18 protein-coding genes and 1 pseudogene are annotated in these 25667 nt (G+C 45.9%); 12 read left to right on the top strand and 7 right to left on the bottom strand.

The features are described 5' to 3' along the window. The first annotated feature begins 69 nt into the window (after positions 1 to 69). The 8 genes and pseudogenes from QUA62_RS04205 (at position 70) to QUA62_RS04170 (ending at position 8291) form a co-directional block, all read left to right on the top strand. Positions 70 to 1479, top strand: coding sequence for an amidohydrolase (locus tag QUA62_RS04205; protein WP_333402566.1), 1410 nt, complete (start codon positions 70 to 72; stop codon positions 1477 to 1479). A 169-nt stretch (positions 1480 to 1648) separates the two neighbouring features. Next, entirely contained in the window at positions 1649 to 2782 is a 1134-nt protein-coding gene (locus QUA62_RS04200) for a serpin family protein (protein ID WP_333402564.1), read from the top strand. Between the two features lie 11 nt (positions 2783 to 2793). Beyond that, complete coding sequence (locus tag QUA62_RS04195) at positions 2794 to 3558, top strand: IS1 family transposase (RefSeq protein WP_333402562.1); 765 nt, start codon at positions 2794 to 2796, stop codon at positions 3556 to 3558. A 16-nt stretch (positions 3559 to 3574) separates the two neighbouring features. Beyond that, positions 3575 to 3754, top strand: a pseudogene (locus QUA62_RS04190) (serpin family protein); the annotation flags it as partial. A 131-nt stretch (positions 3755 to 3885) separates the two neighbouring features. Next, positions 3886 to 5088, top strand: a complete 1203-nt coding sequence (locus QUA62_RS04185) for a glycoside hydrolase family 10 protein (protein ID WP_333402695.1) — start codon at positions 3886 to 3888, stop codon at positions 5086 to 5088. 14 nt (positions 5089 to 5102) lie between these two features. Continuing rightward, on the top strand, positions 5103 to 5780 hold the full coding sequence (locus QUA62_RS04180; RefSeq protein WP_333402560.1) for a TIGR02117 family protein: 678 nt from the start codon (positions 5103 to 5105) through the stop codon (positions 5778 to 5780). Between the two features lie 131 nt (positions 5781 to 5911). Continuing rightward, complete coding sequence (hisA, locus tag QUA62_RS04175; RefSeq protein ID WP_333288705.1) at positions 5912 to 6685, top strand: 1-(5-phosphoribosyl)-5-[(5-phosphoribosylamino)methylideneamino]imidazole-4-carboxamide isomerase; 774 nt, start codon at positions 5912 to 5914, stop codon at positions 6683 to 6685. 196 nt (positions 6686 to 6881) lie between these two features. Further along, on the top strand, positions 6882 to 8291 hold the full coding sequence (locus QUA62_RS04170; protein ID WP_445301637.1) for a cation:proton antiporter: 1410 nt from the start codon (positions 6882 to 6884) through the stop codon (positions 8289 to 8291). Between the two features lie 221 nt (positions 8292 to 8512). Here the strand turns inward: QUA62_RS04170 and QUA62_RS04165 are convergent, their stop codons facing one another. From QUA62_RS04165 to QUA62_RS04140, 6 genes are all read right to left on the bottom strand, one after another. Beyond that, the gene (locus tag QUA62_RS04165) at positions 8513 to 9520 is read right to left on the bottom strand and encodes an ADP-ribosylglycohydrolase family protein (protein WP_333402558.1); all 1008 of its coding nucleotides are present in this window, start codon (positions 9518 to 9520) and stop codon (positions 8513 to 8515) included. 614 nt (positions 9521 to 10134) lie between these two features. Beyond that, positions 10135 to 12966 carry a PAS domain S-box protein gene (locus QUA62_RS04160; protein WP_333402556.1) on the bottom strand — a complete coding sequence of 944 codons (2832 nt, stop codon included), beginning with the start codon at positions 12964 to 12966 and terminating at the stop codon, positions 10135 to 10137. 41 nt (positions 12967 to 13007) lie between these two features. Next, a complete protein-coding gene (locus QUA62_RS04155; RefSeq protein ID WP_333402554.1) occupies positions 13008 to 14105 on the bottom strand; it encodes a BMP family protein in 1098 nt (365 codons plus the stop codon). 356 nt (positions 14106 to 14461) lie between these two features. Beyond that, a complete protein-coding gene (locus QUA62_RS04150) occupies positions 14462 to 16636 on the bottom strand; it encodes a glutamine synthetase III (RefSeq protein WP_333218493.1) in 2175 nt (724 codons plus the stop codon). A gap of 435 nt (positions 16637 to 17071) precedes the next feature. Further along, on the bottom strand, positions 17072 to 17299 hold the full coding sequence (locus tag QUA62_RS04145) for a hypothetical protein (RefSeq protein WP_333402552.1): 228 nt from the start codon (positions 17297 to 17299) through the stop codon (positions 17072 to 17074). A 167-nt stretch (positions 17300 to 17466) separates the two neighbouring features. Continuing rightward, complete coding sequence (locus QUA62_RS04140; RefSeq protein ID WP_333402550.1) at positions 17467 to 18717, bottom strand: alpha/beta hydrolase; 1251 nt, start codon at positions 18715 to 18717, stop codon at positions 17467 to 17469. Positions 18718 to 19140: 423 nt separating this feature from the next. On the opposite strand from QUA62_RS04140, the gene QUA62_RS04135 reads away from it, so the two are divergent. Next, complete coding sequence (locus tag QUA62_RS04135) at positions 19141 to 20922, top strand: SWIM zinc finger family protein (protein WP_333402549.1); 1782 nt, start codon at positions 19141 to 19143, stop codon at positions 20920 to 20922. A 57-nt stretch (positions 20923 to 20979) separates the two neighbouring features. Here QUA62_RS04135 and QUA62_RS04130 read toward each other — a convergent pair whose 3' ends face one another. Then, complete coding sequence (locus QUA62_RS04130) at positions 20980 to 21582, bottom strand: 2OG-Fe(II) oxygenase (protein WP_333402547.1); 603 nt, start codon at positions 21580 to 21582, stop codon at positions 20980 to 20982. Positions 21583 to 21828: 246 nt separating this feature from the next. Between QUA62_RS04130 and QUA62_RS04125 the strand changes: the two genes are divergently transcribed. The 3 genes from QUA62_RS04125 (at position 21829) to QUA62_RS04115 (ending at position 25499) form a co-directional block, all read left to right on the top strand. Then, a complete protein-coding gene (locus QUA62_RS04125; protein ID WP_333402545.1) occupies positions 21829 to 22050 on the top strand; it encodes a hypothetical protein in 222 nt (73 codons plus the stop codon). A gap of 176 nt (positions 22051 to 22226) precedes the next feature. Further along, positions 22227 to 22586 carry a group 1 truncated hemoglobin gene (locus tag QUA62_RS04120; RefSeq protein ID WP_333402543.1) on the top strand — a complete coding sequence of 120 codons (360 nt, stop codon included), beginning with the start codon at positions 22227 to 22229 and terminating at the stop codon, positions 22584 to 22586. Between the two features lie 576 nt (positions 22587 to 23162). Beyond that, a complete protein-coding gene (locus tag QUA62_RS04115; protein WP_333402541.1) occupies positions 23163 to 25499 on the top strand; it encodes a glycoside hydrolase family 31 protein in 2337 nt (778 codons plus the stop codon). Positions 25500 to 25667 lie beyond the last annotated feature (168 nt).

Here is a 25667-nt window from a genome sequence, read left to right as displayed (position 1 = left end):
GAGCGCAAATGTTAGCGCCTGGGAATCATAAAATAAAAATAAATGTAAATTTACAAAAAGTGTAAATCTATGAGCTTTACAATTCAAAATGCTTTAATTCCGGTTGAGAGCGGTTATGAAACCGCAGATGTGCAAGTGGTGGATAATTGCATAAGTGCGATCGCGCCCAATTTAGAGCCTGCGGGAAGAGTTATTGACGGCAAAAATAAGCTGCTGCTGCCCGGTTTTGTCAACGCGCACACTCACTCTTCAGAAATGTGGCAGCGGGGCATTATTCCCCCTTTGCCCCTAGAGTTGTGGATTGCCGAATTGTACGATTTTACGCCTCTAGAACCCGAACAAGTTTACTTGAGCGCCTTGGGAACTGCGGTAGAAACATTGCTGTCGGGCGGTACAAGCGTAGTCGATCATTTAGTTTTGATTCCGGGGCAAGAATTAGAGACAATCGCCGCCGCAGTTCGCGCTTATCAAGAAATCGGTATCCGCGCTTTTATCGGGCCGTTAATTCAAGATCAATCCCTGACGGCGGGAATGCCTTCTGGCGATAGCGGCATCGAACACGCGGCTTACATTCGCTCGACTAAGGCCACTTTGGAATTAATGGAAACAGCCATAAAACAGTTTCACAATCCCGAAAAAGGTGTTAATATGTTGTTGGCGCCGACGGGAATTCAACTGTGTTCCGATGCTTTGTTTGAAGGCTGCATCGAATTGAGCGATCGCTACAATCTTTGTCGGCACGCCCACCTCTTGGAAACCCCCGCTCAAAAACAACTAGCTCACGAAAAATACGGCTGTAGCGCTGTCGAACACCTGCAAAAAATTGGTTATTTGAGTCCGCGAACTTCCTTAGCGCACTGCGTTTGGCTGGACGATTCTGACATTGCGATTATGGCAGAAACGGGAGCGACCGTCGTACACAATCCCCTCAGCAACTTGCGCTTGGGAAGCGGAATTGCACCAATTTTGAAATACCGTCAAGCGGGAGTAAACGTATCTTTCGGCTGCGACGGCGCTGCTAGCAATGACTCTCAAGATTTGCTGGAAGCAATTAAAATTGGTTCGATTTTGCACAATATCACGGATTTGGATTACCGCCAATGGATTACACCGCGCCAGTCTGTAGAAATGGCATCCCTGGGAGGAGCAAAAGGCTTGAATGCGGCTGATGAAATGGGTTCGCTGACAGTCGGTAAAAAAGCTGATTTTGTGCTGTATGATTTAACCAGTTTATCATTGCTGCCGCGCACCGATCCGATCGGCTTGCTGATTTTGGGACGCCCGACTAATGCGGTAGACAGCGTTTGGGTAAACGGCCAACAAATTGTCGCCGAAGGTAAGGTAAAAACGATCGATGTTGATGCTTTGAGGCGGGAATTATTCGATCGCAGCGAGTGGACGGGGAAGCGTCAATCGCAAACAGTAAGTGAAATAGAAGCCCACTACCGCCAAGTGATGAAACTGCAAGGTTACTCTTAAAAGCTATCCTCTCTATTCCTAAAAAGAGTTAGCCAACTGTTTATAGCAAGGACTAAAGTCCTTACTATATTAAACTATCAAAAACTTTAGTACTCAGTCGAGAGGCCCAAAATAAAGAGGTAAAAATGTGAAACCACACCACCCAAAATATCAACCAAACATAACAGTTATGTCATGGAAAGCCAGGCTGGCTACTGTCGCCATTATTACATTAGCAATTTTCGCAGAATTAGCGCCCTCACTGAAAATTAACCCCATCAACCTCGCCAATCCTAATCACTCAAAAGCTGTAGCGATGACACCCCCTAACAATCAGAGAAATGTCGACGTCAGACTTGTTGCAGCTAATACCAAATTTGGTTTTAATTTGTTCAACACCCTCAGCAAACAACAGCCGAATACAAATATCTTTATTTCCCCTACTTCTGTCGCCCTCGCACTGTCAATGACATACAACGGAGTTAGCGGAGAAACCAAACAAGAAATGACAAAAGTTCTCGAATTAACGGGAATGACTCCCCAAGAAATCAACGCAGCAAATCAAGGTTTGCAAAATAGTTTGCAGAAAGTTGACCCCAATGTCCAAGTATTAATTGCCAACTCGCTTTGGGCGCAACAAGGCTTCTCCTTAAAACCAGAATTTCTGCAAACAAATCAACAATATTACCAAGCCGATCTTACCGAACTAGAATTTATGAATCCGCAAGCTCCCAGCATCATTAACAACTGGGTTAGCCAAAAAACTCAAGGAAAAATTGATCAAATAGTCAATCAAATTAGCTCGGATCAAGTCTTGTTTTTGATTAACGCCATCTATTTCAAAGGTAAGTGGCAAACGCCCTTTGATAAATCTAAAACTGCCAACAAAACTTTCTCTTTAACCGACGGCAGTTCAAAACAGCATCCGATGATGTCTCAGAGAGGCATTTATGGGTACTACGCAACACACCAATTTCAAGCAGTCAGTTTACGTTACGGAAAAGAAGGCGCCCTGGCTATGTATATTTTCTTGCCCAACTCCAATAGCAATTTAACCACTTTCTTGCAGCAATTAACACCAGAAAACTGGAGTAAATGGATGCAAGAATTTAGCGAAAAAAAGGGTATAATTGAAATACCGCGCTTCAAGATAGAGTATAAAGTTGAACTCAACAACACACTCATAGCTTTGGGAATGGCAGGAATTTTTGATATTTCAAAAGCCGATTTTTCTCCGATGACTGATAACAAAATAGCAGTAGATTTAGTGGTAGTGCTTTTATGTAAAGGATGGAGGATAATAACTCTAGGTCCGGTATTTTGAGGAGTCTGATCATGAAACCCTATCTGATTTGTCCCACTTGTGGTTCTGACGATGTGATGAAAAATGGCATGACTCGTCGGGGCAAACAAAATCACAAATGTCGCGACTGTGGCCGCCAGTTTGTCGAAAACCCTCAGTGGCAAGCCAAGGACACGGACACCTTGGTAAAAATTGAATTGCTTCTTCTGGAGCGGATTTCCCTCGCTGGTATTGCCCGAGTCATGGATGTTTCTGAGAGCTGGCTCCAAAATTATGTGAACCACCTGTACGCTGCCGTAGAACAAAAGGCCACAGTCATCCCGAAACAAGTCGGAAAACATACCGTCCAAATGGATGAACTTTGGTCTTTTGTAGACGACAAAGGGAATAAACAATGGGTCTGGTTAGCGATTGACGCCAAGACTCGGGAAGTGATTGGATGTCATATTGGAGACCGTTCCTTGAAGTCGGCTCAAGCATTATGGGATTCCCTACCGAGTGTCTATCGCCAATGTGCCAAGATTTATACTGACCATTGGGAAGCCTATGCTGCGGTTTTACCGAGTAAACGGCATACGTCTGTCGGCAAAGAAAGTGGATTAACCAGCTACATTGAACGATTGAATAATACACTCAGGCAGCGAGTTTCGCGATTGGTCAGGAAGACGTTATCGTTTTCTAAGAAGTTGGAGAATCACAAGAGTGCTATTTGGAACTTCATTCATGACTATAATCACCAAATCAGATTAGCAATGCTGAAGGCTCGACTGCCTGAATTTTATCCATCCTTTACATAAAAGCACTACCGATTTAGTAAAACACAAAACATTTGTCGAAGTAAACGAAGAAGGTACAGAAGCAGCAGCCGTGACTTCCATCGAAACCAGAAGCTCGCCTTTTCAAATGAATGTAAACCGTCCATTCTTTTGTGCCATTCAAGACCATACTACAGGAACAATATTATTTATGGGTACCATCGTTGACCCCCAATAATATCAAAAGTAGTAGGGGCGTCAGGAAATGTTCGAGTGACTTTTAATAAAATAACCCTAGCTGGCGCACCCTACCAAGCTAATTCTACGGTAAAATATCAGTCTAAAAATAATCATATTTGCGACAAATTGATGATTAAATTGCACAAATGGCAGCGGATACTGGCTTTAATAGTTGTTTTTGCGATCGCCCTTATCTCCTCCGCCATATTATCCCCGCGTCTGTTAGCTCAAACCCGCCCCCAAACCCCAACAACCGAATTGCGCGGCGTCTGGCTGACGAACATTGACAGCGACGTTATCTTCTCCCGCAACAACATCATTGACGCTGTAAATCGACTCGATCGACTCAATTTTAATACCATCTATCCCACGGTGTGGCAAGGAGGCTATACGCTTTATCCGAGCGCTGCAGCCCAACGAGTATTCGGACAGTCGATCGACCCATCGCCCGGATTGAAAGACCGAGACATCCTTAAAGAAATTATAGCACAATCCCGCCCAAAAGGTATAGCAGTAATCCCCTGGTTTGAGTTTGGTTTCATGGCTCCCGCCGAATCGGAATTAGCCACACTTCACCCCGAATGGCTGGCGCAGCGGCGCGACGGTTCAACTATTTGGAAAGAAGGCAAACACGAGCGAGTTTGGCTGAATCCCTTTCATCCCGAAGTGCAGCAATTTATCTTAGATTTAATCCTAGAAATTGTCGATAATTATGATATAGATGGCATTCAATTTGACGACCATTTCGGCTTGCCAGTAGAATTTGGCTACGAGCCGCTAACAGTGTCAATGTATCAGGAACAAATCAAGAGCCCTCCCTCCGACGACCCCCGCGAAACCTTCTGGGTGCGCTGGCGCGCTGACAAAATCAACGACTTCGTGGGGCGAGTTTCCCGCGCCATTAAATCCCGCAAAGAAAAATGTATTGTCAGCTTATCTCCGAACCCTTTTCACTTTTCTTTACCCGCCCACTTGCAGGACTGGTTTACCTGGGAAAGACGCGGCTACATCCAAGAAATTGTGTTGCAGGTTTATCGCAGCGATATCAAGCGTTTTAGTGCCGAACTGGAACGGGAAGAAGTTAAACTGGCTAAACTTAACATTCCAACTGCGATCGGCATTTTAACTGGTCTTAAAAATAATTCTGTTCCCCTCAAACAAATTCAAGAACAAGTGCAAGAAGTGCGAAAAAGAAATTTCGCTGGCGTGTCGTTCTTTTTCTACGAAAGTTTGTCGAATTGGGCTAGGGAAACCCCCGAACAGCGCAATTCTGCTTTGCAAGAGTTCTTTCCCACAAAGATGCAGCGCCCGCCATCCGAAGCCAGAATTTGAAACCTACGGTTAAAATGAGAAAAACCATACAGCGCTTAGGAATTGTCATCTTATTTTTGACCGCTTTCCTAACAATTGGCTATCTCACTCCCAGAAAGTGGGGAAATTACTCGCAACCAGATTGCACAATCTCTCTATACATTTCCAATCAAGGCATTCACACCGAAATCATTGTTCCAGTTAAAAATGAATATTTTGACTGGAATCAATTTTTACCGCTAACAGAAATAGGGCGGGATGCCACTTCTGATTATAAATATCTATCTTTTGGGTGGGGAGATAGAGCTTTTATGCTGGAAACTTCTACCTCAGCAATCATCAACCCAGTTACAGCTTTCAAGGCGCTATTTCTCGCTACTCCGTCTACCGTACACGTTCAAGGTTATCGGCTTCCTCCCCAAAATATTGAAGCCAAATGTGTGAAAATTAGTGGAGCGAATTATCTTAAAATAATAAATTTTCTTAAAGATACATTCCAATTAGACGCAGCAGGTAAGAAAAGGAAAATTAGCTACGGCTACGACAACAGTGACAGTTTTTATGAAGCAAAAGGCAGTTATTCTATTTTGAGAACTTGCAACGACTGGACGGCCGAAGCTTTGCAAAAAGCTGATGTCAATACTCCTTTATGGTCAACGCTGTCTTCGGCGATTATGTTTCATTTAAATAGCGGTTGCGAATGTCAAAAATAAATGTAATGCGTAATACCATTTTAGATTTTAGATTAAACGATTGGGAATGACTGATTATGTATGGGTTGGGAGCTTGCCTAAAGTTGCATTCTTTTTTTTAACTGGTATAATTAGCAATTTGAGCAAAAATCATGAATGTAATTCCAGCGATCGACTTATTGGATGGAAAATGCGTCCGATTGTATCAGGGAGACTACGCGAAGTCTCAGACTTTTAACGACAACCCCGTCGAAGTCGCCAGACAGTGGGTAAATGAAGGCGCGACAATGCTGCATTTAGTAGACCTCGACGGCGCCAAAGCAGGTCATCCAGTCAACCAAGCAGCCATTGAAGCGATCGTCCGATCCGTAGACGTTCCCTGTCAAGTAGGTGGGGGAATGCGCGATCGCGCTTCTGTGGCTGCTATCCTCAATTTAGGCGTTCGGCGCGTCATTCTCGGCACTGTCGCCGTCGAACAACCGCAATTAGTCGGCGAATTGTGCGCCGAATTTCCCGGCCGAATTCTGGTTGGCATTGATGCCAGAAATGGTAAAGTTGCGACTAGAGGCTGGCTAGAAACTTCGGAAGTTTTAGCAACAGAATTGGCGCAAAAAATGGCAGAGTTAGGGGCGGCTGAAATTATTTACACCGACATTCACCGCGACGGTACTATGGAAGGGCCGAATTTGGAATCTTTGCGCGAAATTGCTAACGCTATTTCGATTCCGGTGATTGCTTCCGGTGGCGTTAGTTCGATCGCAGATTTGTTAAGTTTGCTGGCTTTGGAACCAATTGGTGTCAAAAGTGCGATCGTCGGTAGGGCAATTTATACCGGCGATATCTTGCTAAAAGAAGCAATTCAAGCAGTCGGACAAGGGCGGTGGCAGGATGTACCGCCAGATTTGGGTTCTTCAAGCTTTGCTTGATAGTCATGTCGAGTTAACTGGCTACCCAATATGTAACAGTTATCACTTTTCAGACTCACAGTCAACAGTCAACAGTCAACCGTCAACAGTCAACAGTCAACAGTCAACAGTCAACAGTCAACAGTCAACAGTTAACAGTCAACAGTCAACAGTCAACAGTCAGCGTAGAATCGTCTTTCTTACCATCATCGTACCCATGTTTTTGAACCATACAATTACAGCTTTAAGTTCTGGGATGGCATCCCTAGTTGCTCCCATACCTTTGCTAGCAACAGTCGAGGCAGAAAATTCGCCGATCGTCCTCAGCGGAGTTTTGCTCAGTTTGGTAGTGATTTATATCGCCAGTAAAATCGGCGCTGAAGTAGCGAGAAACTTCGATTTTCCACCGGTTTTGGGTGAACTTGTAGCAGGGGTGATTATTGGGATATCTGCTTTACACTTGATCGTTTTTCCCGGAAGCGGGCTGTCAGCATCCAACTCAGGGATTATGACAGTTCTGCAATCGATCAATCATCTGTCTCCTGCCGCCCTCACCAGTGTCTTTGAATCGCAGAGTGAAGTCATTTCAGTGCTGGCTGAATTAGGCGTGATTATTCTGCTGTTTGAAATTGGCTTAGAGTCGGATCTCAAACAACTCAAGCAAGTCGGAATTCAAGCTACCGTTGTCGCCTGCGTAGGTGTGGCAGTTCCCTTTGCCGCCGGTACTGCTGGCTTAATAATAATTTTCCACACGGCAGCAATTCCAGCAATTTTTGCGGGGGCAGCTTTGACCGCAACCAGCATTGGAATTACCTCTAAAGTGTTGTCTGAATTAGGACAACTGAACTCTAAAGAAGGTCAAATTATTGTCGGTGCGGCGGTGATTGATGATGTGCTAGGAATTATTGTCCTGGCTGTTGTCGCCAGTTTAGCCAAAACAGGTGAGATTGATGTTGTTAATGTCATCTATTTGATCGTAAGTGCAACTGCCTTTCTGCTAGGTTCGATTCTCTTGGGTGGTGTCTTCGACAAAACTTTCTCGGCGGTGGCGGGTCAACTCAAAACTCGCGGCAATATTATCATCCCGGCATTTATCTTTGCTTTCTTCATGGCTTTTCTGGGCAACGCAATTCATCTCGAAGCCATTTTGGGGGCCTTTGCGGCTGGTTTGGTGTTGGATGAAAGCGATGCCCGCCTAGAGTTGGATGAACTGGTGAAACCCATCGCCGATTTATTTGTGCCCATCTTCTTTGTAACGGTGGGGGCTCGGGCGGATTTGGGGGTTTTGAACCCAACAGTACCGGATAATCGGGCGGGACTTTTGATTGCCGTCTTTTTGATTTTGGTTGCTATTTTTGGCAAGATCGTAACAGGCTGGGTGGTGTTTGGTCAGCCGGGAATCAATCGATTGGCGATCGGAGTGGGGATGATTCCTCGGGGCGAAGTCGGGTTAGTGTTTGCCGGCATCGGTTCCGCGAGTGGGGTTTTGGATAAACCGTTAGAAGTCTCGATTATTATCATGGTGATTCTGACGACTTTTTTGGCTCCGCCTTTTCTGCGGATTGCCTTTGGCGATACGGTAGTGCCTCCTGCTAGTGGGGAACTTTCTAGCGAAAAAATCGTTTGATATCATTTCCGGTTACACCAGAATGATGTTGACGGTTGACGGTTGACTGTTGACAGTGAACAGTCAACCGTCAACAGTGAACTCGAATTTACTATTCCGATGCTAACGGATTTGATATGATTGAGGGAATTTGAGTCGGGGCGATCGACTGATTTAGAAACAAATGTCGATCGTCCAAATTTATATAGCCGTAATAATAAGTCCTAAGTTGTTAGAAGCGGCTACAACTTGACTTTCAACTGATAACAATTGTCAGCGAGTTTAATCAGTTCGCCCAGACCCCAGGTACCCCGATCGTTCAAAAATTCCGCTAGTTGATTCGGGATGGCTTCTAGGCCCAGAAATGCCCCGCTGATGGCACAAGCCATTGCTGCGGTGGTATCCACATCGCCACCGACGGCGATGCTAGTGCAGAGAGTTTCCCAGTAATCTTGAGGCGTTCTCAAAAACGCATATAAACTCCACAAGACGCTACCAACTACAAAAGGCGAGATTCCTTGCCAAGAGTCCTTGTAGTTTAACGGGAGTCCAGCTCTAGAAATCAACTCTACGGCTGACTCTGGAGGCAATTTGACCCAATCAATCAAATCTTTGAGCAAAGCGGCAAAGGAAGAATCAACTTCTCCTACCCATTCGCTCAGTTGACCGAGAAATGGCTCAGTTTCAATCATCATGTCAGATTGAAGGGCGATCGCCACAGCCCCGGCGATCGCCACAGCCCCCGCAGAACACCGCGAATCTTGATGGGTGATGCGCCCTTGATCGCAAGCAGCTTGTACAAGCTGGGACGGGTCATCGTAGAATATTAAGCCGATCGGTCCAGCCCTCATCGCACTGCCATTACCAGCATTGGGAGCAGGAGTACCAGCTTCTTGCCAAGCAACGCCCCGTATCAGGCGGTTTGCAGCTTCTTCTGTCGCTCGACCCCGCCCGACAATGCGCTGTTGAGCGAAAATGTCAGCAATACGGGTGGCGTAGTCGCTGGGGTCGAATTCGCCACAAGCGACGTAGCTTTGGATGAGTTCGCGGGCGAGTTGGGAATCGTCGGTGTATTGACCAAAAGGCAAGCCGAAGCGAGCGCGATCTCTGATTTTTTTGCGTCTAACTTGGGAGCGGACAAAGTTTTGGCAAACTTCCGGAGAATAGCCTTCTACTCTACAGCCTATAGCGTCGCCGAGACACTGACCGATCAGACAACCTCTAAATTGTTCCAGACGCGGGACTGTCATTTATCTAGCTTTAAGTAGGTCGATCTAATCTTATGTTAAATCCCCGACTTCTTAAAGGCTGCGGGGAGTTGGAGACTGCCCATTTGTGTCCAGTTAAGACTAAAATCATCTGTAATTATGAATAAAAAATTTAATGTCTTCCTCGCTCTCTCTCTCCCAGATGACAGAACATAATCCCCAAAATAAACCATAGTAATATCAGCCATAAAAAATGTCAATGTCGGTGGATTTTGGCGTGGATAATTGACTGTTTTTGAGTCAGGAGATTAGAGTCAGCATATATATTTGTTTTTAAGCGAGCGCTCCAGATTTTATCTGACAAGCGATCGCTTTTACTTTTGAGAAAGGGATGGGAGAATCAAACTCCAAGCGAGGTCGCCCCTAATCCTTGTTTTGAGGGTTTGAGGAGCCATTCGCTACGATGTGGTTAGGTGTGCGATCGCCTGCTGTCGCGAGTCAGAGCGCCCGCTGCTGGCACTAACTACTTGTCTACCCCCTTTTTTTATTGAATTTGAGCTGACCACTTTTCTTTTATTTACACAAATAATTCAGAGGTGCTCTAGCAGTTTCCAAGCTACTTTAAAAACGCTATATATAAAGGAATGCGATCGCAGTTATTTACCTACGAGTGCTACAGCACCGCTTTGCAAAACAGGAATTTCAATTCGGAACTCTGTTCCTTGATGGGGTTGAGAAAAGCACTCAATGGAGCCACCGTGCTTATCAACTACAATTTGATAGCTGATGGATAGCCCTAATCCAGTTCCTTTACCAGTTGGTTTTGTGGTGAAGAAGGGATTGAACACCTGTTGTCTAACAGTTTCCGTCATCCCCGATCCATTGTCTTGAACTTGAATCACCACGTTTTTAGAAGAACCTGGCCCAGTTTCGTTTGTGACTAGCTTAGTCCGAATAGTGAGGCGACTGGGATTCTTTTGGATGTCTTTTAGAGAACGCTGATTGTCGTGGTTTTCTAAAGCATCAATCGCATTTGCCAGAATATTCATAAAGACTTGGTTCAACTGTCCGGCATAGCACTCTACTCGCGGTAAGTCGCCGTACTCTTTGACAATTTCAATAGCAGGATGATCCGGTTTTGCCTTCAGTCGATTTTGCAAAATCATCAATGTGCTGTCAATTCCCTCGTGGATATCAACAGGCTTCTTTTCTGCCTCATCCAGCCGCGAGAAGTTTCGTAACGACAGGACAATTTGACGAATGCGATCGGCTCCTACCTTCATAGAAGTCAGCATTTTGGGCAAATCTTCACTAATGTAGTCCAGCTCGAACTCTTCAATTTTTTCCTCAATTTGGGCATTAGTTGGATAGGTTTGCTGGTAAAGCTGAATCAACTTTAGTAAATTTTGCGTGTAGTCGGCAGTATGGCTCAGGTTGCCATAGATAAAGTTGACTGGATTATTAATTTCGTGAGCAACACCAGCAACCAGTTGCCCCAAACCTGACATTTTCTCTGCCTGAATAAGCTGTGCCTGAGTTTGCTGTAAGGTTTTGAGTGCAACCTCAGCTTCCTCTTTTGCTTGCCTTAAAGCAACTTCGGCTTGCTTGCGCTCAGTAATATCCAGTGTCAAGGAAGCAACTCCAACAATCTTTCCAGCATCCCCTACTAAAGGCGTATTGAACCATTCGCAAATAATAGTTTTGCCGTCTTTCGTAATATTTTCGTTGATGCTGTAGATTCCTTGGCTCTGAATCAACAACTCGTTCATCAGTTTATCGACCGCCTTTCGGGCAGACGCAGGCACAATTAATTCTGCGGCATGGTGTCCCATCGCCTCTGTAGCCGTGTAACCAAAAATCTGCTCTGCAGCTGGATTCCAAGCAGTGACTTTAAAGTTTAAATCCCATTCCACAACTGCCAGTGCACTTTGGCGGAATAGATAAGATAGTCGCTGTTCCGAGGCTTTGAGTTCCTCTTCTGCCTGTTTCCGTTGAGTAATGTCAATCCCTGTTTTGATGATGTACTCAATTTCACCTTCATTATCCAGTAAAGCAGTATCTGACCAGGCAATCAGTCTGACTTGTTGATCTTTGCTCACCCAACTGCCTTCATACTGCTGGGGAAAATTACCAGATTGTAAAGACTCAAAAGTAGTTTTGGCTTGTCCAACTAAGTCTGAGTTCGGGAACAATTCCCAAATGTAGCGCCCTTTTACTTCACTAAACGAGTAATGAGTCATTTGCTCGCAAGCTCGGTTAAAGCGAACGATTTGTCCCTGCGGGTCGAGCACAACTACCAGCGCACCTGCAATTTCAAGAATAGCTGAAACAAAATTCCGTTCCACTTCAACTGCTGTAATCAGTTCCTCTAACTGGGTTGCCATATTGTTAAAGGCGATCGCCAATGTCCCCAGTTCGTTGTGGCTATCAATGTTGACCCGCGTCTCTAATTGCCCCGCACTGAGTTCAGTAGCTGCCGTGGTTAAGCGCTGGAGTGGCACCACAATTTGCCGAATAAATAGAAAGCCAATGCCAACAGCGACGATCGTCACCACCGCCAATGAGCCTCCCATAACTGAGAGCATTTGGTAAACGGGAGCATAGGCCTCAGCCGTTGGCAGTTCTACAACCACATTCCAATTCACGCTCCGAACTAAGGCAGTGGCTCCCAATACTTCTACCTGCTTTAGACCCGGATAAACGTTAAGGCGCTTAGTATCTTCGGAAGCTTTCAAAAATTGAAAGAAAGGGCGCTTAGAAATATCTTGAATTTGAAATGTTTCTGGCTTACTACCCTTTTGAGCAATGAGGAAATTACGCTCATCGACTACATAGATATAACCCGTCTTGCCAACCTCGATTTGGGAAACAACAAACCAGAGAAAGTTGAGATTTATCTCTGCTAATAGCACCCCATCCACCTCATCTCGCTCATTCCGAATCGGAACCGCCAGAATGGTGGTTGGTTGGTGAGTTTTAGGATTAATTTCTACAGGACTGACATAATCTTCCTGTTGTTTAAAAGCACTAATAAACAGTGGCGAATTGGCTGGATTTTCTAACTTGAGCGGTTCGTAGGGTGAAACTGACGCGACAACTTGTCCCTTCCGGTTCAAAATGGCAACGGCTTCATAAGCATCATTATGACGAGTCAACGCTTCCAAGAGGCTCTGCTGCGCTTGAGGTTGAAAGTTTGTGAGTCCTTTGACCCTAGCTAAATAGCTCAGTTTTCGTTTCAAGTCATCTAGATAATTATCAATCTGCCCTGCTGCTGTCTGACTACGCTCTTGTTGGAGCGATCGCGATTGCTGGATCTGCGCCTGAAAGCTGAGGTAGATCAGCAAGCCACCTGTGGGCAGTAAGCTCAGAAGAACCAAAAATATCAAACCATACCGGAGCTGATTTGCAATAGAAAAGAAGCGTTGCCAGGGATGAGAACGACAGCTTCTGGCAATCGGCAGAACGCGCTCGTTGCGTTGATTTTGCATCGGACTTAGGATCAATATTGGTAAATCAATTAATCGGTGCACTAAGGAGAAACATCGATTTTGCCAGTCGTCACAGCTTCTCGGATGGTCTTGAAAGTGTCCTCTTCCTGAGGCGTGAGACTACCACGGAAAGGGGCAAAGTCGTAGATTTTTTCCTTGAGCCCAAACTTGTAAAGTTTTCCTTCCCAGCGACCTTGCTGGGTTAACACTGCCACATTTAGCACCAGATTGGGAATGTCCTGTAGAACGCTAGTTAGGACTTTGCCGGGAGCCACTTCGTACTGATCCTTTGTCCTACCAATTACCAAGACTCCTGGCTTTTGCGAAACGGCTTTTAGCGCGGCTAACCCTGCCTCACCCGCGTTGAATGCCAAAACATCTACTCCAGAAGCAACCATATCCGTTGCCACTTTGATGGCTTTTTCCGTATCAACCCAAGAGTTGAGAAAAGCCGTCGAGGCTTGAACAGAGGGATTCGTTGCCTTCACTCCCCGCCTAAACAAGGCTTCTTCTTCTTTGTAAACCGGATAAGGTTCGCCCACAATATAGCCAACTTTATTACTTTTGGTCTTCATGGCAGCCAAAGCACCTGTGAGGTACCCCACTTCACCCGATCGAAAGGCAACAGCCCCCAAATTTCTGTTATTCCCTGGATGCGTTGTAATCAGCGCAAATTTCGTGCGCGGAAATTCTTTAGCGACCTTTTCGGCAGCTTTGGAATAGGCACCACTGGCTGCAATTACCAGGTCATAACCTGACTGGGCATATTTGCGTATAGTAGGTTCACTATTTTCACCGCCCATACTGTCAGTAATGTCTATCTCAGCATTAAATTTATTTTTGATTAGATTCAATCCTTCAAAGCAAGCTTGATCCCAACTTTGGTTGTCTTTTGAGCCTGTGGTGAGCATTGCCACTCTAAAGCTGCTAGAAGTCCTTGCTTCCGGGGAAGAGTTTAGGTTCGGAGTCGATCGACTGCAACCGATCGCAAAAACCAGAGCTAGAGCCGCCAGAGTCATTTGTTTCAAGAAAGATTGAATTCGCATAATAGCTTTTCGCAGCAATATTACTTTTTGTACGCCGATAAATTTGTTGAAGGGTATCTCAACAATCTTCACCACTCTTACTCTCGCTCGCATTTAATGACTCTGACAGATTCAGCCTACCACAGCTTTGGAATAGGCACCACTGGCTGCAATTACCAGGTCATAGCCTGACTGGGCATATTTGCGTATGGTAGGTTCACTATTTTCACCGTCAATACTGTCAGTAATGTCTACCTCAGCATTAAATTTATTTTTGATTAGATTCAATGATAAATTTGTTGAAGGGTATCTCAACAATATTCGCCACTCTTACTCTCGCTCGCATTTAATGACTCTGACAAATTCAGCGTACCACTCCTTTAAGCTTAAAAAAGCTTAAAAACAAGTAAGGACACGGCACTGCCGTGTCCTTACAACTCTAACCTGCAATTAACCGAATTTGTTTGCTCTTACTTAACAAACAGCATTTCTTGATAAGTAGGTAGCGGCCACAAATCGTCAGCCACTTCACCTTCCAGAGCATCCGCATACTTGCGAACCTCATCCATCAAAGGACGAATTGTTTGCGAAGCATATTGCATATGGTCTTCTGTCGAAGCAAAATCGTGCTTGCTCAAAGCAGCACTCAATTTGCTCGCAGTATCCATCATTGACTTAACCAGCACCGCTACTTTTTCGGCACTTTCCTTTTCCAGTTCAATCCCAATCTCTTTCAATTTAGAAATCGTGCCGGAAAGTTCAGCTAAATACCTTACCGCTGCGGGATAAATAATGGTTTTTGCCATGCTTATTACCAGTTTTGCTTCGACTTCAATTGCCAGCAAATACTGCTCTGCATAAACATCGTAACGGCTTTCCAATTCAACGGGAGTCAGAACACCTGTCTTTTCAAACAAGTCTTCAATGTATCCTTCCTTCAACACGGGCAAAGCATCGGCAGTAGTCCGCAAGTTAGCTAAACCCCGTTCCTCAACAGCCATTTTGTGCCATTCTTCCGAATAGCCGTTGCCGCCAAATACAACCGCACCGTGCTCGTCCATCACTTCTTTGAGAATGGTTTGGATGGCAGCATTCAGTTCAGTTCCGTTAGCCAAATCGCTTTCTAATTTGTTAGCAATCCAGTCCAAAGAATCTGCAAGAATCGTATTCATAGCCACCAGCGGCCCGGAAACAGACTGACCGGAACCTACTGCACGGAATTCAAATCTGTTTCCAGTAAAGGCAAAAGGCGAAGTCCGGTTTCTGTCCCCAGCATCCTTCATGAAAGTAGGCAGTGTTTCTACACCTAAGTTCATAATTCCCCGACCTTTAGAGTCCTTAACTTCTCCCCGGCTAATTTGCCCGAAGATATCTTCTAATTGCGAACCCAAATAGACAGAGATAATTGCTGGCGGAGCCTCATTTGCACCCAATCGGTGGTCGTTGCTGGCAGTAGCAACTACCGCGCGCAATAGCGGGCCGTATTTGTGAACTCCGCGAATCACAGCGCCGCAGAAAACTAGAAATTGTATGTTCGAGTGCGGTGTATCGCCGGGGTCTAATAAGTTCCCTTGGGTGGCATTGCCAACCGACCAGTTGACGTGTTTGCCGGAACCGTTAATGCCGGCGAAAGGTTTCTCGTGCAGCAAACACATAAAACCATGTTTCTTCGCAGTGTTGCGGAGAATGGTCATGGTTAATTGTTGGTGGTCGCTGGCAACGTTTGCTGCTTCAAAAACAGGTGCAATTTCAAACTGACCGGGAGCTACTTCGTTGTGGCGGGTTTTGGCAGGAATTCCCAGCCGGTACATTCTTTCTTCTACTTCCTGCATGAAGACTTGAACGCGCTCTGGAATCGCTCCAAAATAGTGATCGTCAAATTGCTGACCTTTGGCAGGAGGTTTGCCGAAAAGGGTGCGACCTGCTAGCAGTAAATCGGGGCGGCTGGTGGTGAAATTGGCATCTACCAGGAAGTATTCTTGTTCGGAACCGCAACTGGAATTTACCGGAGCAATTTCGGTGTTTCCTAATAGCTTTAACACTCGGGTTGCTGCTTTGTTCATTGCGGCAATGGAACGCAAAAGCGGCGTTTTCTTGTCTAAGGCTTCACCTGTCCAGGAGATGAAAACAGTAGGAATGCACAATGTCATGCCGTTGTCTGTTTCCATGACATAAGCAGGGCTGGTGACATCCCACGCTGTATATCCGCGAGCGGCCGCAGTCGAGCGGATGCCACCGTTGGGGAAGGAGGAGCCATCGGGTTCGCCTTGTACCAGAACTTTCCCTGCAAATTCTGAGATGACGGAGCCGTCGCCTTGCACTGAGATGAAACCATCGTGCTTTTCGGCGGTGCTGTTGGTGAGCGGGTAAAATACGTGGGCGTAGTACAGGGCTCCTTTGGAAATAGCCCAATCTTTCATTGCTGCTGCAACTACATCAGCTACGGAAGCATCGAGTTTTTGGCCGGTTTGAATGGTGTTTTTTACTGATTTGAAAATACTTTTGGGCAGACTTTCTTGCATCTTGCTCAGACTATAAACGTCTGTTGCCCACATATCTTCTAGCCGCTTGGGAGGCCGACCAGGCATCAGTTTGCGGTTGACGATTTGAGAAATTGCTTGAACGCGCGATTCGTTTCCACTCATGGTTATTTTTATTGGGATTGGGGGACGAGTAGTTGTGAAAAAATAGATGTTAGCAAAAGTTTAACGATTGACAAATATGTTGGATTTACCCAACGTTTTTAGTCAAAGCTAACTTTGGGCAGAATGCCTTTTTTGGCAGGCTCTAAAAGATTGGATGAGCGAGGCCCTATCACTTCGCCCATCTGGCGTGACAATCCAGTGTGAGATGCGGTTGGATTTCGGTTATTAGCAGCAATAAAATAGATGACAAGAGCCTGTACTAACTTGAGTCAACATGATAGATGTCTGCGCTGCACAGATTTAGTAACTAATCTTCACCCTGGTCAGCTCAAAAATTTTGTGCGAATCAATTCCGATGAATTCAGGTCAAAACTACTTATGGTTTTTAACGGTTCGACGATCGATAAATCGCAGTCCAGCCAACAACGCACTCGTTTAGGGGTTTTGGAGAATTATGGAGAGTACACAATCTACACTTGGAGAGTTTAAACAATCATTAACCAAATAAATGTATTCTAGGCTACAGAAATTTAGTTTTTTTTCCGAAGGGTCGATCGCACCGATCGCACACAACCGCAGGATTTTAGTGTAACAGAACGCGGGGCGCTGAAACTGGGGGGCGATCGTACTCGCATAGGGCATAGGGCATAGGGCATAGGGCATAGGGCATACCTCACCACGCGATCGAACCGCTATATGATAAATAAAGTCTTGCAACTCTTCTAAAAGTTGGTGCGACAATTGGCAGTAGAAATCTTTAGGAGATTTGGGAACTTATTAAACTGTTATAGCCGCAGTTTATTGAGCATAAATGAGTAAGTTGATAATTTTTAGTTAACTCGTTGGTAATCCGAAGACTTCAGAGAATGAGCCAAAAAGCGTTCTGTGTAGTACAAAGCTAATTGATTGCTCGGGCCATTAAAAACTGCATCAAAGGCGTGTTCAGCCCAAGGAATTTCGAGTAAAATAGCCCGATCGCCCGTGGCTCGCAATCGTTCGTAGAGCGATCGACCAAACTTGGGCTGAACGATATGGTCGCGACCTGCATAAACCAGTAGAGAAGGGGGAAGATTGGGTTTAATATAATTTATGGGAGAAGCCCGACGGTAAAGCTCGTTGAGTTCGTCTGGCGTTCCTCCCAGAAAAGCACGCAAGACGGCTCGAACATTTATAGCATCAGGAAAAGGTGGGTCATTGTATCCCCGAAGCAGGTCATTTGGCCCGTAATAGTTCACCACTGCTCGAACTGGAAGCACACTAGAATTATAAGCAGTTAGCATTGCTAAATGGGCACCTGCAGACCTTCCCATCAAAGCAACGCGATCGAGATCGATTCCCCAATCACCAGCATGAGTTTTGATATAGGAAAGAGCGGCTTGTACGTCCTCAAGCTGAGCAGGAAATCGATACTTGGGAGCGTGGCGGTAAGCAATTGCAACAACACAATAGCCTTGGGCGGCCATATAGCGGCTGAATTCCTCATTGGAATCGGGATTGCCTCTTTGCCAAGCTCCCCCGTAGAGGGTGATAATCGCCGGATATTTGCCAATTTGCATCGGCCGATAAAGGTTTAGTTGCAGTGAAACTCCGTCAGGGTTGGCAAATCCAATAGCCCGATCGATCCTAACCTCTCTGAGGGGAATTCCTCGGAACGCATCTGCGAGGATAAACGGTTGAGGGCGTAGCTGCGCGCGATCGGCTTGAGGAACGGCTGCTAAATAGTTTTCCCCTAGAACAGCTTGCATTTGGGTAGCTACCGCTGCATTGGCTGCGGAGAACTGAATCAGGGGTAGCAGGCTCAGGATGAGGGCGAACAGGTTACAAATTAACAAAATAATGTAGACTTTGCCTTGATGCCGTCTGAGCAGGTTCAGGACAAGGGCGATCGTATTGATACCGACCAACCAAGGACTGATTTCTGGTGCTCCCACCGCCAAAGGGTACAGGAACATCGTGGGTGCTGGTACGATGACCCAGAGACTGAGAAATAGTGCGATCGCACTTAGGAACCAAGGGATAAATGGCGAGACTAATAACGCTGCTAATAAGGGTAACTTTTTGCGGTTCTTCTTGTGGATCATCGGATTTTCGCAGCCTAATTTTTAATCAGTTTAAATTAATGTGGCCGTTTTATTGGTGAGTCGATCGCCTCTGGCATTACCAAACCAGCAGCTTCATTGACTCGGACATCCTGCGTCGAGCGAAAATGCTTTGCATCGTTGTATTTTCATCTTTGACGTTGTTCGCTTTTTCTGAGAATGTGAAGCAGAGGTTCTCTGGCTAAACTAGCTGTATGGGCGGTTACTCATCAAAAGTTTGGCTATTATTCCGATTTTGGTAGTTAGACAGAGAGATCACTTAGGCACGGGTGTGGAGAAACCGGGTTTTTTTACAGATTATTAAAATTTATGGAAACCTCAAATGGGAACGCAATTAAATTGTAGAGCAAGTGTATTTCTCAGGTAAAATCGAGTCTAATCCTTTAATTGCTGAGGCATAGTCTCATGCCCATTCCTAAACTCAGTGAAACAACGATCGAGCATCACACCTCTGCCCAATCTCTCAAGCGGGGTGAAGCTTATTATTTAGCTGGCAATGTTACTAGGGCAGTCCGGCGTGGCAATATGGTGCAAGCAGTAGTGGAGGGTTCCGAAGTAGAACCCTACCGTGTTACCCTGGCCTTTGATGATGCCGGATTAGCCTCTACATTATTCTGCACTTGTCCTTACGATAACGGTGGGTGGTGTAAACACATTGTTGCGACGCTGTTATTGTGTCTGCGGCAACCAGAAATAATTGAGCAGGGCCCGACACTGGAACAATTGCTCGATCGCCTCAACGATGTACAAACCCAGCAATTAATACAGCATTTAGTAAAAGAAGAACCATCACTCATTGATGCGATCGAACGATACATTAACTTAAGTGCTATTCCTGCACCTTCAAACCAACCAACCAAAGCACCCCGCCGCACCTCCATCGATCCTGCTCCCTTTCGGCACCAAGTACGACGAATTTTGCGAGAGGCTGTTCGTTATTTCGAGGATGGATGGGAGGAAGAAGACCCGATTACAGAAGAACTTTTAGATGTAATTCAGCGAGCCCAGGAATTCAGCGAACAGGGGGATGGCAACAACGCTTTAGTAATTTTAGAAGCCATCACCACAGCCTGCGTTGAAGATTGGAATGATGTAGAAGAGTTTGGCGCTGAAAATTATGAGATAGCTAACGCTTTGAAGGAAGCTTGGACAGAAGCCATTTTGACGGCTCAACTAACTGCTGAAGAAGAGATTGATCTCCAGGTGATGTTAGAAGCTTGGCAAGATGAATGGGATTGTGATTTCAGCATGAGCTTGGAAGCTTTACGCCAAGGTTGGGATGACCCCCTACTCCAACAGGTACTTGAAGGAAACATTACTGGGTCAGGAGTTTGGGCTGGTGACGCACCAAAATGTGCTCACGACTTAAGCTTAATTCGCTTGCAAATCCTCGATCGCCAGGAACGCGATCAAGAATACTTATACTTAGCCCAAGCAGAAGGTTGTACTCAACAATACTTGACGATGTTAACTCGTTTGGGGAGAGTAGAAGAAGCAGTGGAAGCTGCTGCTACCCAGATGCAATCAGCGGAAGATGCTTTGGCTCTCGTTCAAACTTTAAAGCAACAGGGAGCCTTAGAACAAGCTCTGAAAATTTGCCAAGCTGGGTTAAACTTGTCAGGTCATTGCCATTACCAACTGGCAACATCGATGAGTGAGTTGGCTGTTGAGTTTGGCGAAGACGAACTTGCCTTAAATGCTAGAATCCAGATATTTAAAATCAAACCTTCTTTTAGCGATTATACTTTAGTGAAGGAGTTAGCAAGAGATAGTTGGTCAACTTTGAAATCAGATTTGTTAGCAACTCTGAAAAGTAATGAAAGTTGGAATTTTCCTGACGCGAAGGTTGATATTTTTCTGGATGAGGGAATGATTGAAGATGCGATCGCCCTTGCTGATGACTTGGGTTATTACCACTCAGCACTGATTCACCGAGTAATGGGGGCTGCTATCAGCCACAGCCCCGATTGGGTAATCGCCAATGCTTGTCGGCGTGCTGCATCGATTATGGATCAAGGGAAATCAAGCGAGTACAATCTTGCGATTAAGTGGTTGGAAAAAGCCCGCGCTGCCTATTTACACGCTGGGCAAAATCTTCAGTGGTCTGCTTATCGTTCTCAACTGATGCAAGTACACAGTCGGAAGCGGAAGTTGATGGAAATGCTCAAAAGTCCCCATTTAGATTGAGCCTTAAGTTTACAGTAAACCCAAGTGAAAGCGACCCAACCCAGGAACGAATAAACCTTACTTAATTTTTGCTTTCACCGCCCTAGATTCCACTGTGAATCCTGGAATATCTTGCAGTTCTGTTTCGCTCAAACTGTACTGTTCGCAAACCAAACTCAAACGAGTTCCGGTACTTTTAACAGCGTTGACAGAGTGAGTCAAATCTCCTTGAAAATAGATCAGCGAGTTCGCTTGCGGCTTAATCTGCCCGACTTGCTGTTTGTTGCGCCGCAGTATCAACTCTCCCCCTTGCAAGTTTGGCGGCACTTGCACGTATAAAACGCTGACGGCTGCGGGAGGTTCAACCGTTTTGCAGTACGATCGCAAAGATCGATCGATATGCGGATCGACGCGGGAACCTTCACCCAGCAACAAAGGGTTGAGGTAAAAAGCATTGCATTCAGGCTGTAATGCTTGGTCTAGATAGGGTTTGAACAAGGGAAACCGCCGTTCTACTTCGGGGATTGCCGAACGTTGAAACACTACGGAAAACCCTTTTGTGCCAATGAAATCGCGGTTGAGGTTGTTGATTGCTAGATAAGGGGAGGCTAGAATTGCTCCTCGCAAGTCGTTGAGGTAGTCGATCGAGAAAGCGTTAGGATGTTGGCTATAGTATTTCAAGGCACTCAAAAATCATCAAAGTTTAAGGAAACAGCAGATAGAAATGCAGCAATCGCTCAGACTTGGGATTGCTTCGTTCCGCGCGGATGACATCATAATCTTGATTTAAGTCCGCGTACTTAAGTCCAAGGTTTTTCTTAACTGCGGGCGATCGCCCGGAAGTGTCGCAACCGACTAGCAACGGCCGAATATCAGTATACAGGCGATCGTGGTGGTGATTCGATTATATTTGCAATTCCCTTATACATGATGCCGCTCAGCAGCCGATCGCCCATTTATTTTAACTTGTGGAATTGCAGGGGCGGGCCTAATTTCCGCGATCGCATCAGGCCTCTGTTTTATCACCAATTTCTTGAGTTTGCTAGCTGGAAAACAGATGCGTGTTGGGCCTTTTTCGGAAGCCTCTGGCTAAAACAAGCAATCCGTGCATTAGGTCAAAATGTTGGGAAGGCGATCGACAATATCTAACTGGCAATAGAACTTTAATAAAGTTTACAAATAGAGGGCGATCTCAAAAATACCACCAGTCGCAACAGTTACCAAGTAATTATTTCAGATTAAATTAATATTTCGCAGGGTGAAAACACCAAAGCTGCCAGCTAACATTAAAGAGTAAGTGAAAAAAAAGAACTCGCTGAAACGATATGGCAACAACATTGTACGAGAAAATGGGTGGAGAATCAGCCATAAAAGAGATGGTTGATGATTTTTACCGCGATGTTTTGGCTGACGAGATAGTGAGCCATTTCTTCGATCATACAGATATGGAAAAGCAGCGCCGCCATCAAACTGCTTTTATCTCTTATGCCCTCGGCGGCCCCAAGCAATACTCAGGCCGTTCAATGGAGAAAGCACACGAAGGTTTGAATTTACAGCCAGAACACTTTGATGCGATTGTGAAGCATTTGACCGATGCCATCATTGCCCACGGCGCGTCCCAAGAGGATCTCGATGAAGCGCTAGGTAAGGTAGCGGCTTTGAAAGAGGCTATTTTGTACAAGTAAGATCGAGTGAATGCAACAGGGTTTTTACAGCCATTAGAATAGTTATAAAAGTGGAGATTTCGTAATTTTGCAGCAAAAGATCTACTTCGTTTTTGACCGAATAGAATGAACCGCGAAGACGCGAAGGAAGAGAAGAGAATAGTTCACAAGAGAGGCGAGGATTGCTAGAGTTGTTTAACTGATATCCCGTATGAGTTGTGGGAAACAATCCCGCGAGCGATATAGTAGTAGATTTAAGTTATTTCTGACATCTTGCACCGTTATCAATAACAGGCAAGATGCCTGTTCCACAAAGACTAAATTTTCTTGTGGAACAGGCATCTTGCCTGTTCATAAAGCCTGATTGAGAAGGGTGCAAGGTGTCAGTTCTTTTTGACTGGGTTTATTGATACCGATTTAATTTTTAATAGTAGCTTATTCGGCTAGCCACGGTATTGCTGAAGTATATTTTACCGCATTTGTTCATTTACTTGAAATGCTGAGAAGTTATATTCATCCTTTAGCTAGATGACGGTAGTCAAGTGCGGATTGCACGATCGGTTTACTAATTGCCAATTACCAATTACCAAATCGTATATGCCGCAATACTTCGGAAAACTTCAAAAAACCGAACAGCCTTGGTCAACAATCGGTTCGGTAGAATCCATAAATAAAACCGATCGCACCTTTCACTTTAATTGCGGTGAAACTTCCCTAAACCTCAGCATCCTCGCGCAGAATTTGATCCGAGTGCGAATGTCCCCGACAGGTGAATTCAAAAGCCGATCGCAATCAATAACTGTCCCTGACGAAGAGTGGGAAATTACACCATTTGAAGTGCGAGAAACAGACGAAAAAATAGAAATTGAAACAGCACAAATAACGATTTCAGTCAAGCGCGATCGCGCTTCCATCGAATGCTTTGACAAATCGGGAAAACCCTTTGCTAGCGACTGCGATCCTAGTATGGGATGGCGCACCGGCGCAACCGCAGGCTGGAAACGCATCGAAGCAGACGAACACTTCTACGGTTTTGGCGAACGCACCGGCTTTCTCGACAAACTCTCCCAAGTCAAGACAAACTGGACAATAGACGCGCTTGACTACAATTCCCTCAGCGATGAAATGTACCAAGCGATCCCATTTTACATCGCCCTGAATCCCGATCGCGCTTACGGCGTTTTCTTCCACACTACATTTTGGAGTCAGTTCGACATCGGCGCCCAACAACCGGGAGTTTTGCGGATGGAAACCAGAGGCCCGGAACTCGATTACTACATTATTTACGGCCCGGAACCCGCCCAAATTCTCGCCACCTACACGCAGTTAACCGGCCGGATGCCGCTTCCGCCAAAATGGGCGCTGGGATACCACCAATGCCGCTGGAGCTACGACTCCGAAGACGTTGTGCGGGAGTTGGCGAAGCAATTTCGCGATCGGGCGATTCCTTGCGATGTCATCCACCTCGACATCGACTATATGAACGGCTACCGCATTTTTACCTGGAGCCCGAAGCGTTTCCCCGATCCCGCGAAACTGCTCGCAGACTTGAAAGCAGCGGGTTTTAAGGTTGTCACGATTGTCGATCCCGGTGTCAAGTACGAACCGGAAGGAGATTATGAAGTATTCGATGGGGGTGTGGAAAACGACTATTTCGTCCGCACCGCAGAGGGAAGGCTATTCCACGGTTACGTTTGGCCCGAAAAAGCGGTGTTTCCAGACTTCCTGCGGCCAGAGGTGCGCCAGTGGTGGGGCGAATTGCACAAAAACCTTACAGATATGGGGGTTGCGGGGATTTGGAACGACATGAACGAACCTTCGATCGCAGAACGGCCTTTTGGCGACGGCCACCAACACGTCTGGTTTCCGCTGGATGCACCGCAAGGCCCGGAATCTGAGGGCGCCACCCACGCGGAAACGCACAATTTGTATGGGTTGATGATGGCGAAAGCTTGTTCGGAAGGGTTGCAAAAAGTGCGATCGGGCGAGCGATCTTTTGTGCTGACGCGATCGGGTTTTGCGGGCATTCAGCGTTACTCGTCGGTATGGATGGGCGACAATCTATCGCAGTGGGAATACTTAGAAATGTCGCTACCGATGCTTTGCAATATGGGGCTTTCCGGCGTGGCGTTTGTCGGTTGCGACATCGGGGGTTTTGCGGAGAATGCAACCGCTGAATTGTTCGCGCGGTGGATGCAGGTGGGAATGCTGTATCCCTTGATGCGCGGTCATTCGGCGATAAATACGGCCCAACACGAACCGTGGGTTTTTGGCGATCGCACTGAGAAGATTTGCCGCGAATACATGAATTTGCGCTATCAGTTGTTGCCTTACATTTACACGTTGTTTTGGGAAGCTGCGACGACGGGAACACCGATTTTGCGACCGTTACTATATCAATTTCCGCGCGATCGGGCAACTTATCACCTTTACGATCAAGTATTGCTCGGCCCGTCGCTGATGGCTGCACCTGTTTACCGGCCGGGAGTTGAACACCGCGCCGTGTATTTGCCGGAGGGGACTTGGTACGATTGGTGGACGGGCGAATGCTATCAGGGCCCGACGCACATTTTAGCTTATGCACCTTTGGAGAGAATGCCGCTTTACGTGCGGGGCGGCGGCATAATTGCGATGGAACCTGTGAGGCAATTTGTCAGCGAAGAACCGCTTGAGTCATTGAAAATGCGAATTTGGCCCGGAAGCGGTGAATGGACGCTTTATGAGGACGACGGACACAGTTTTGAGCATGAACAAGGTGTCTGGGCAACGACTAATTACAAAGTGTATTTGGAAGAGGAAAAAATCCTCGTTGAAATTGCCGCGCGCGAGGGTCAATTTTCGATTTCTGAACGCGAAGTTATTGTGGAAGTTGTTGGCGTTGGCGAACAGCGATTTACAGATGACGGTACGGCGCGGCGTTTGACATTTGGATAGTTTGATATTTGTCGCTTTCCCACTAACCCGCCGGGGGTTAAAACCCCCGTCTCACAGCTCAAGTCCACTGAAGTGGACTGAAGAAACAGCCTAGCAGACTTGATATAAATCCTGTACATATTGAGCGGCACTCCTGTTTAAACGAAGCTAACCGACTCAAATTATAAA

This window comes from Microcoleus sp. MON1_C1 (assembly GCF_036701945.1).
In the GTDB taxonomy this organism is placed as follows: domain Bacteria; phylum Cyanobacteriota; class Cyanobacteriia; order Cyanobacteriales; family Microcoleaceae; genus Microcoleus.
The sequence above is the reverse complement of the archived record's forward strand: the minus strand, read 5'-3'. Positions and strand labels throughout refer to the sequence as shown.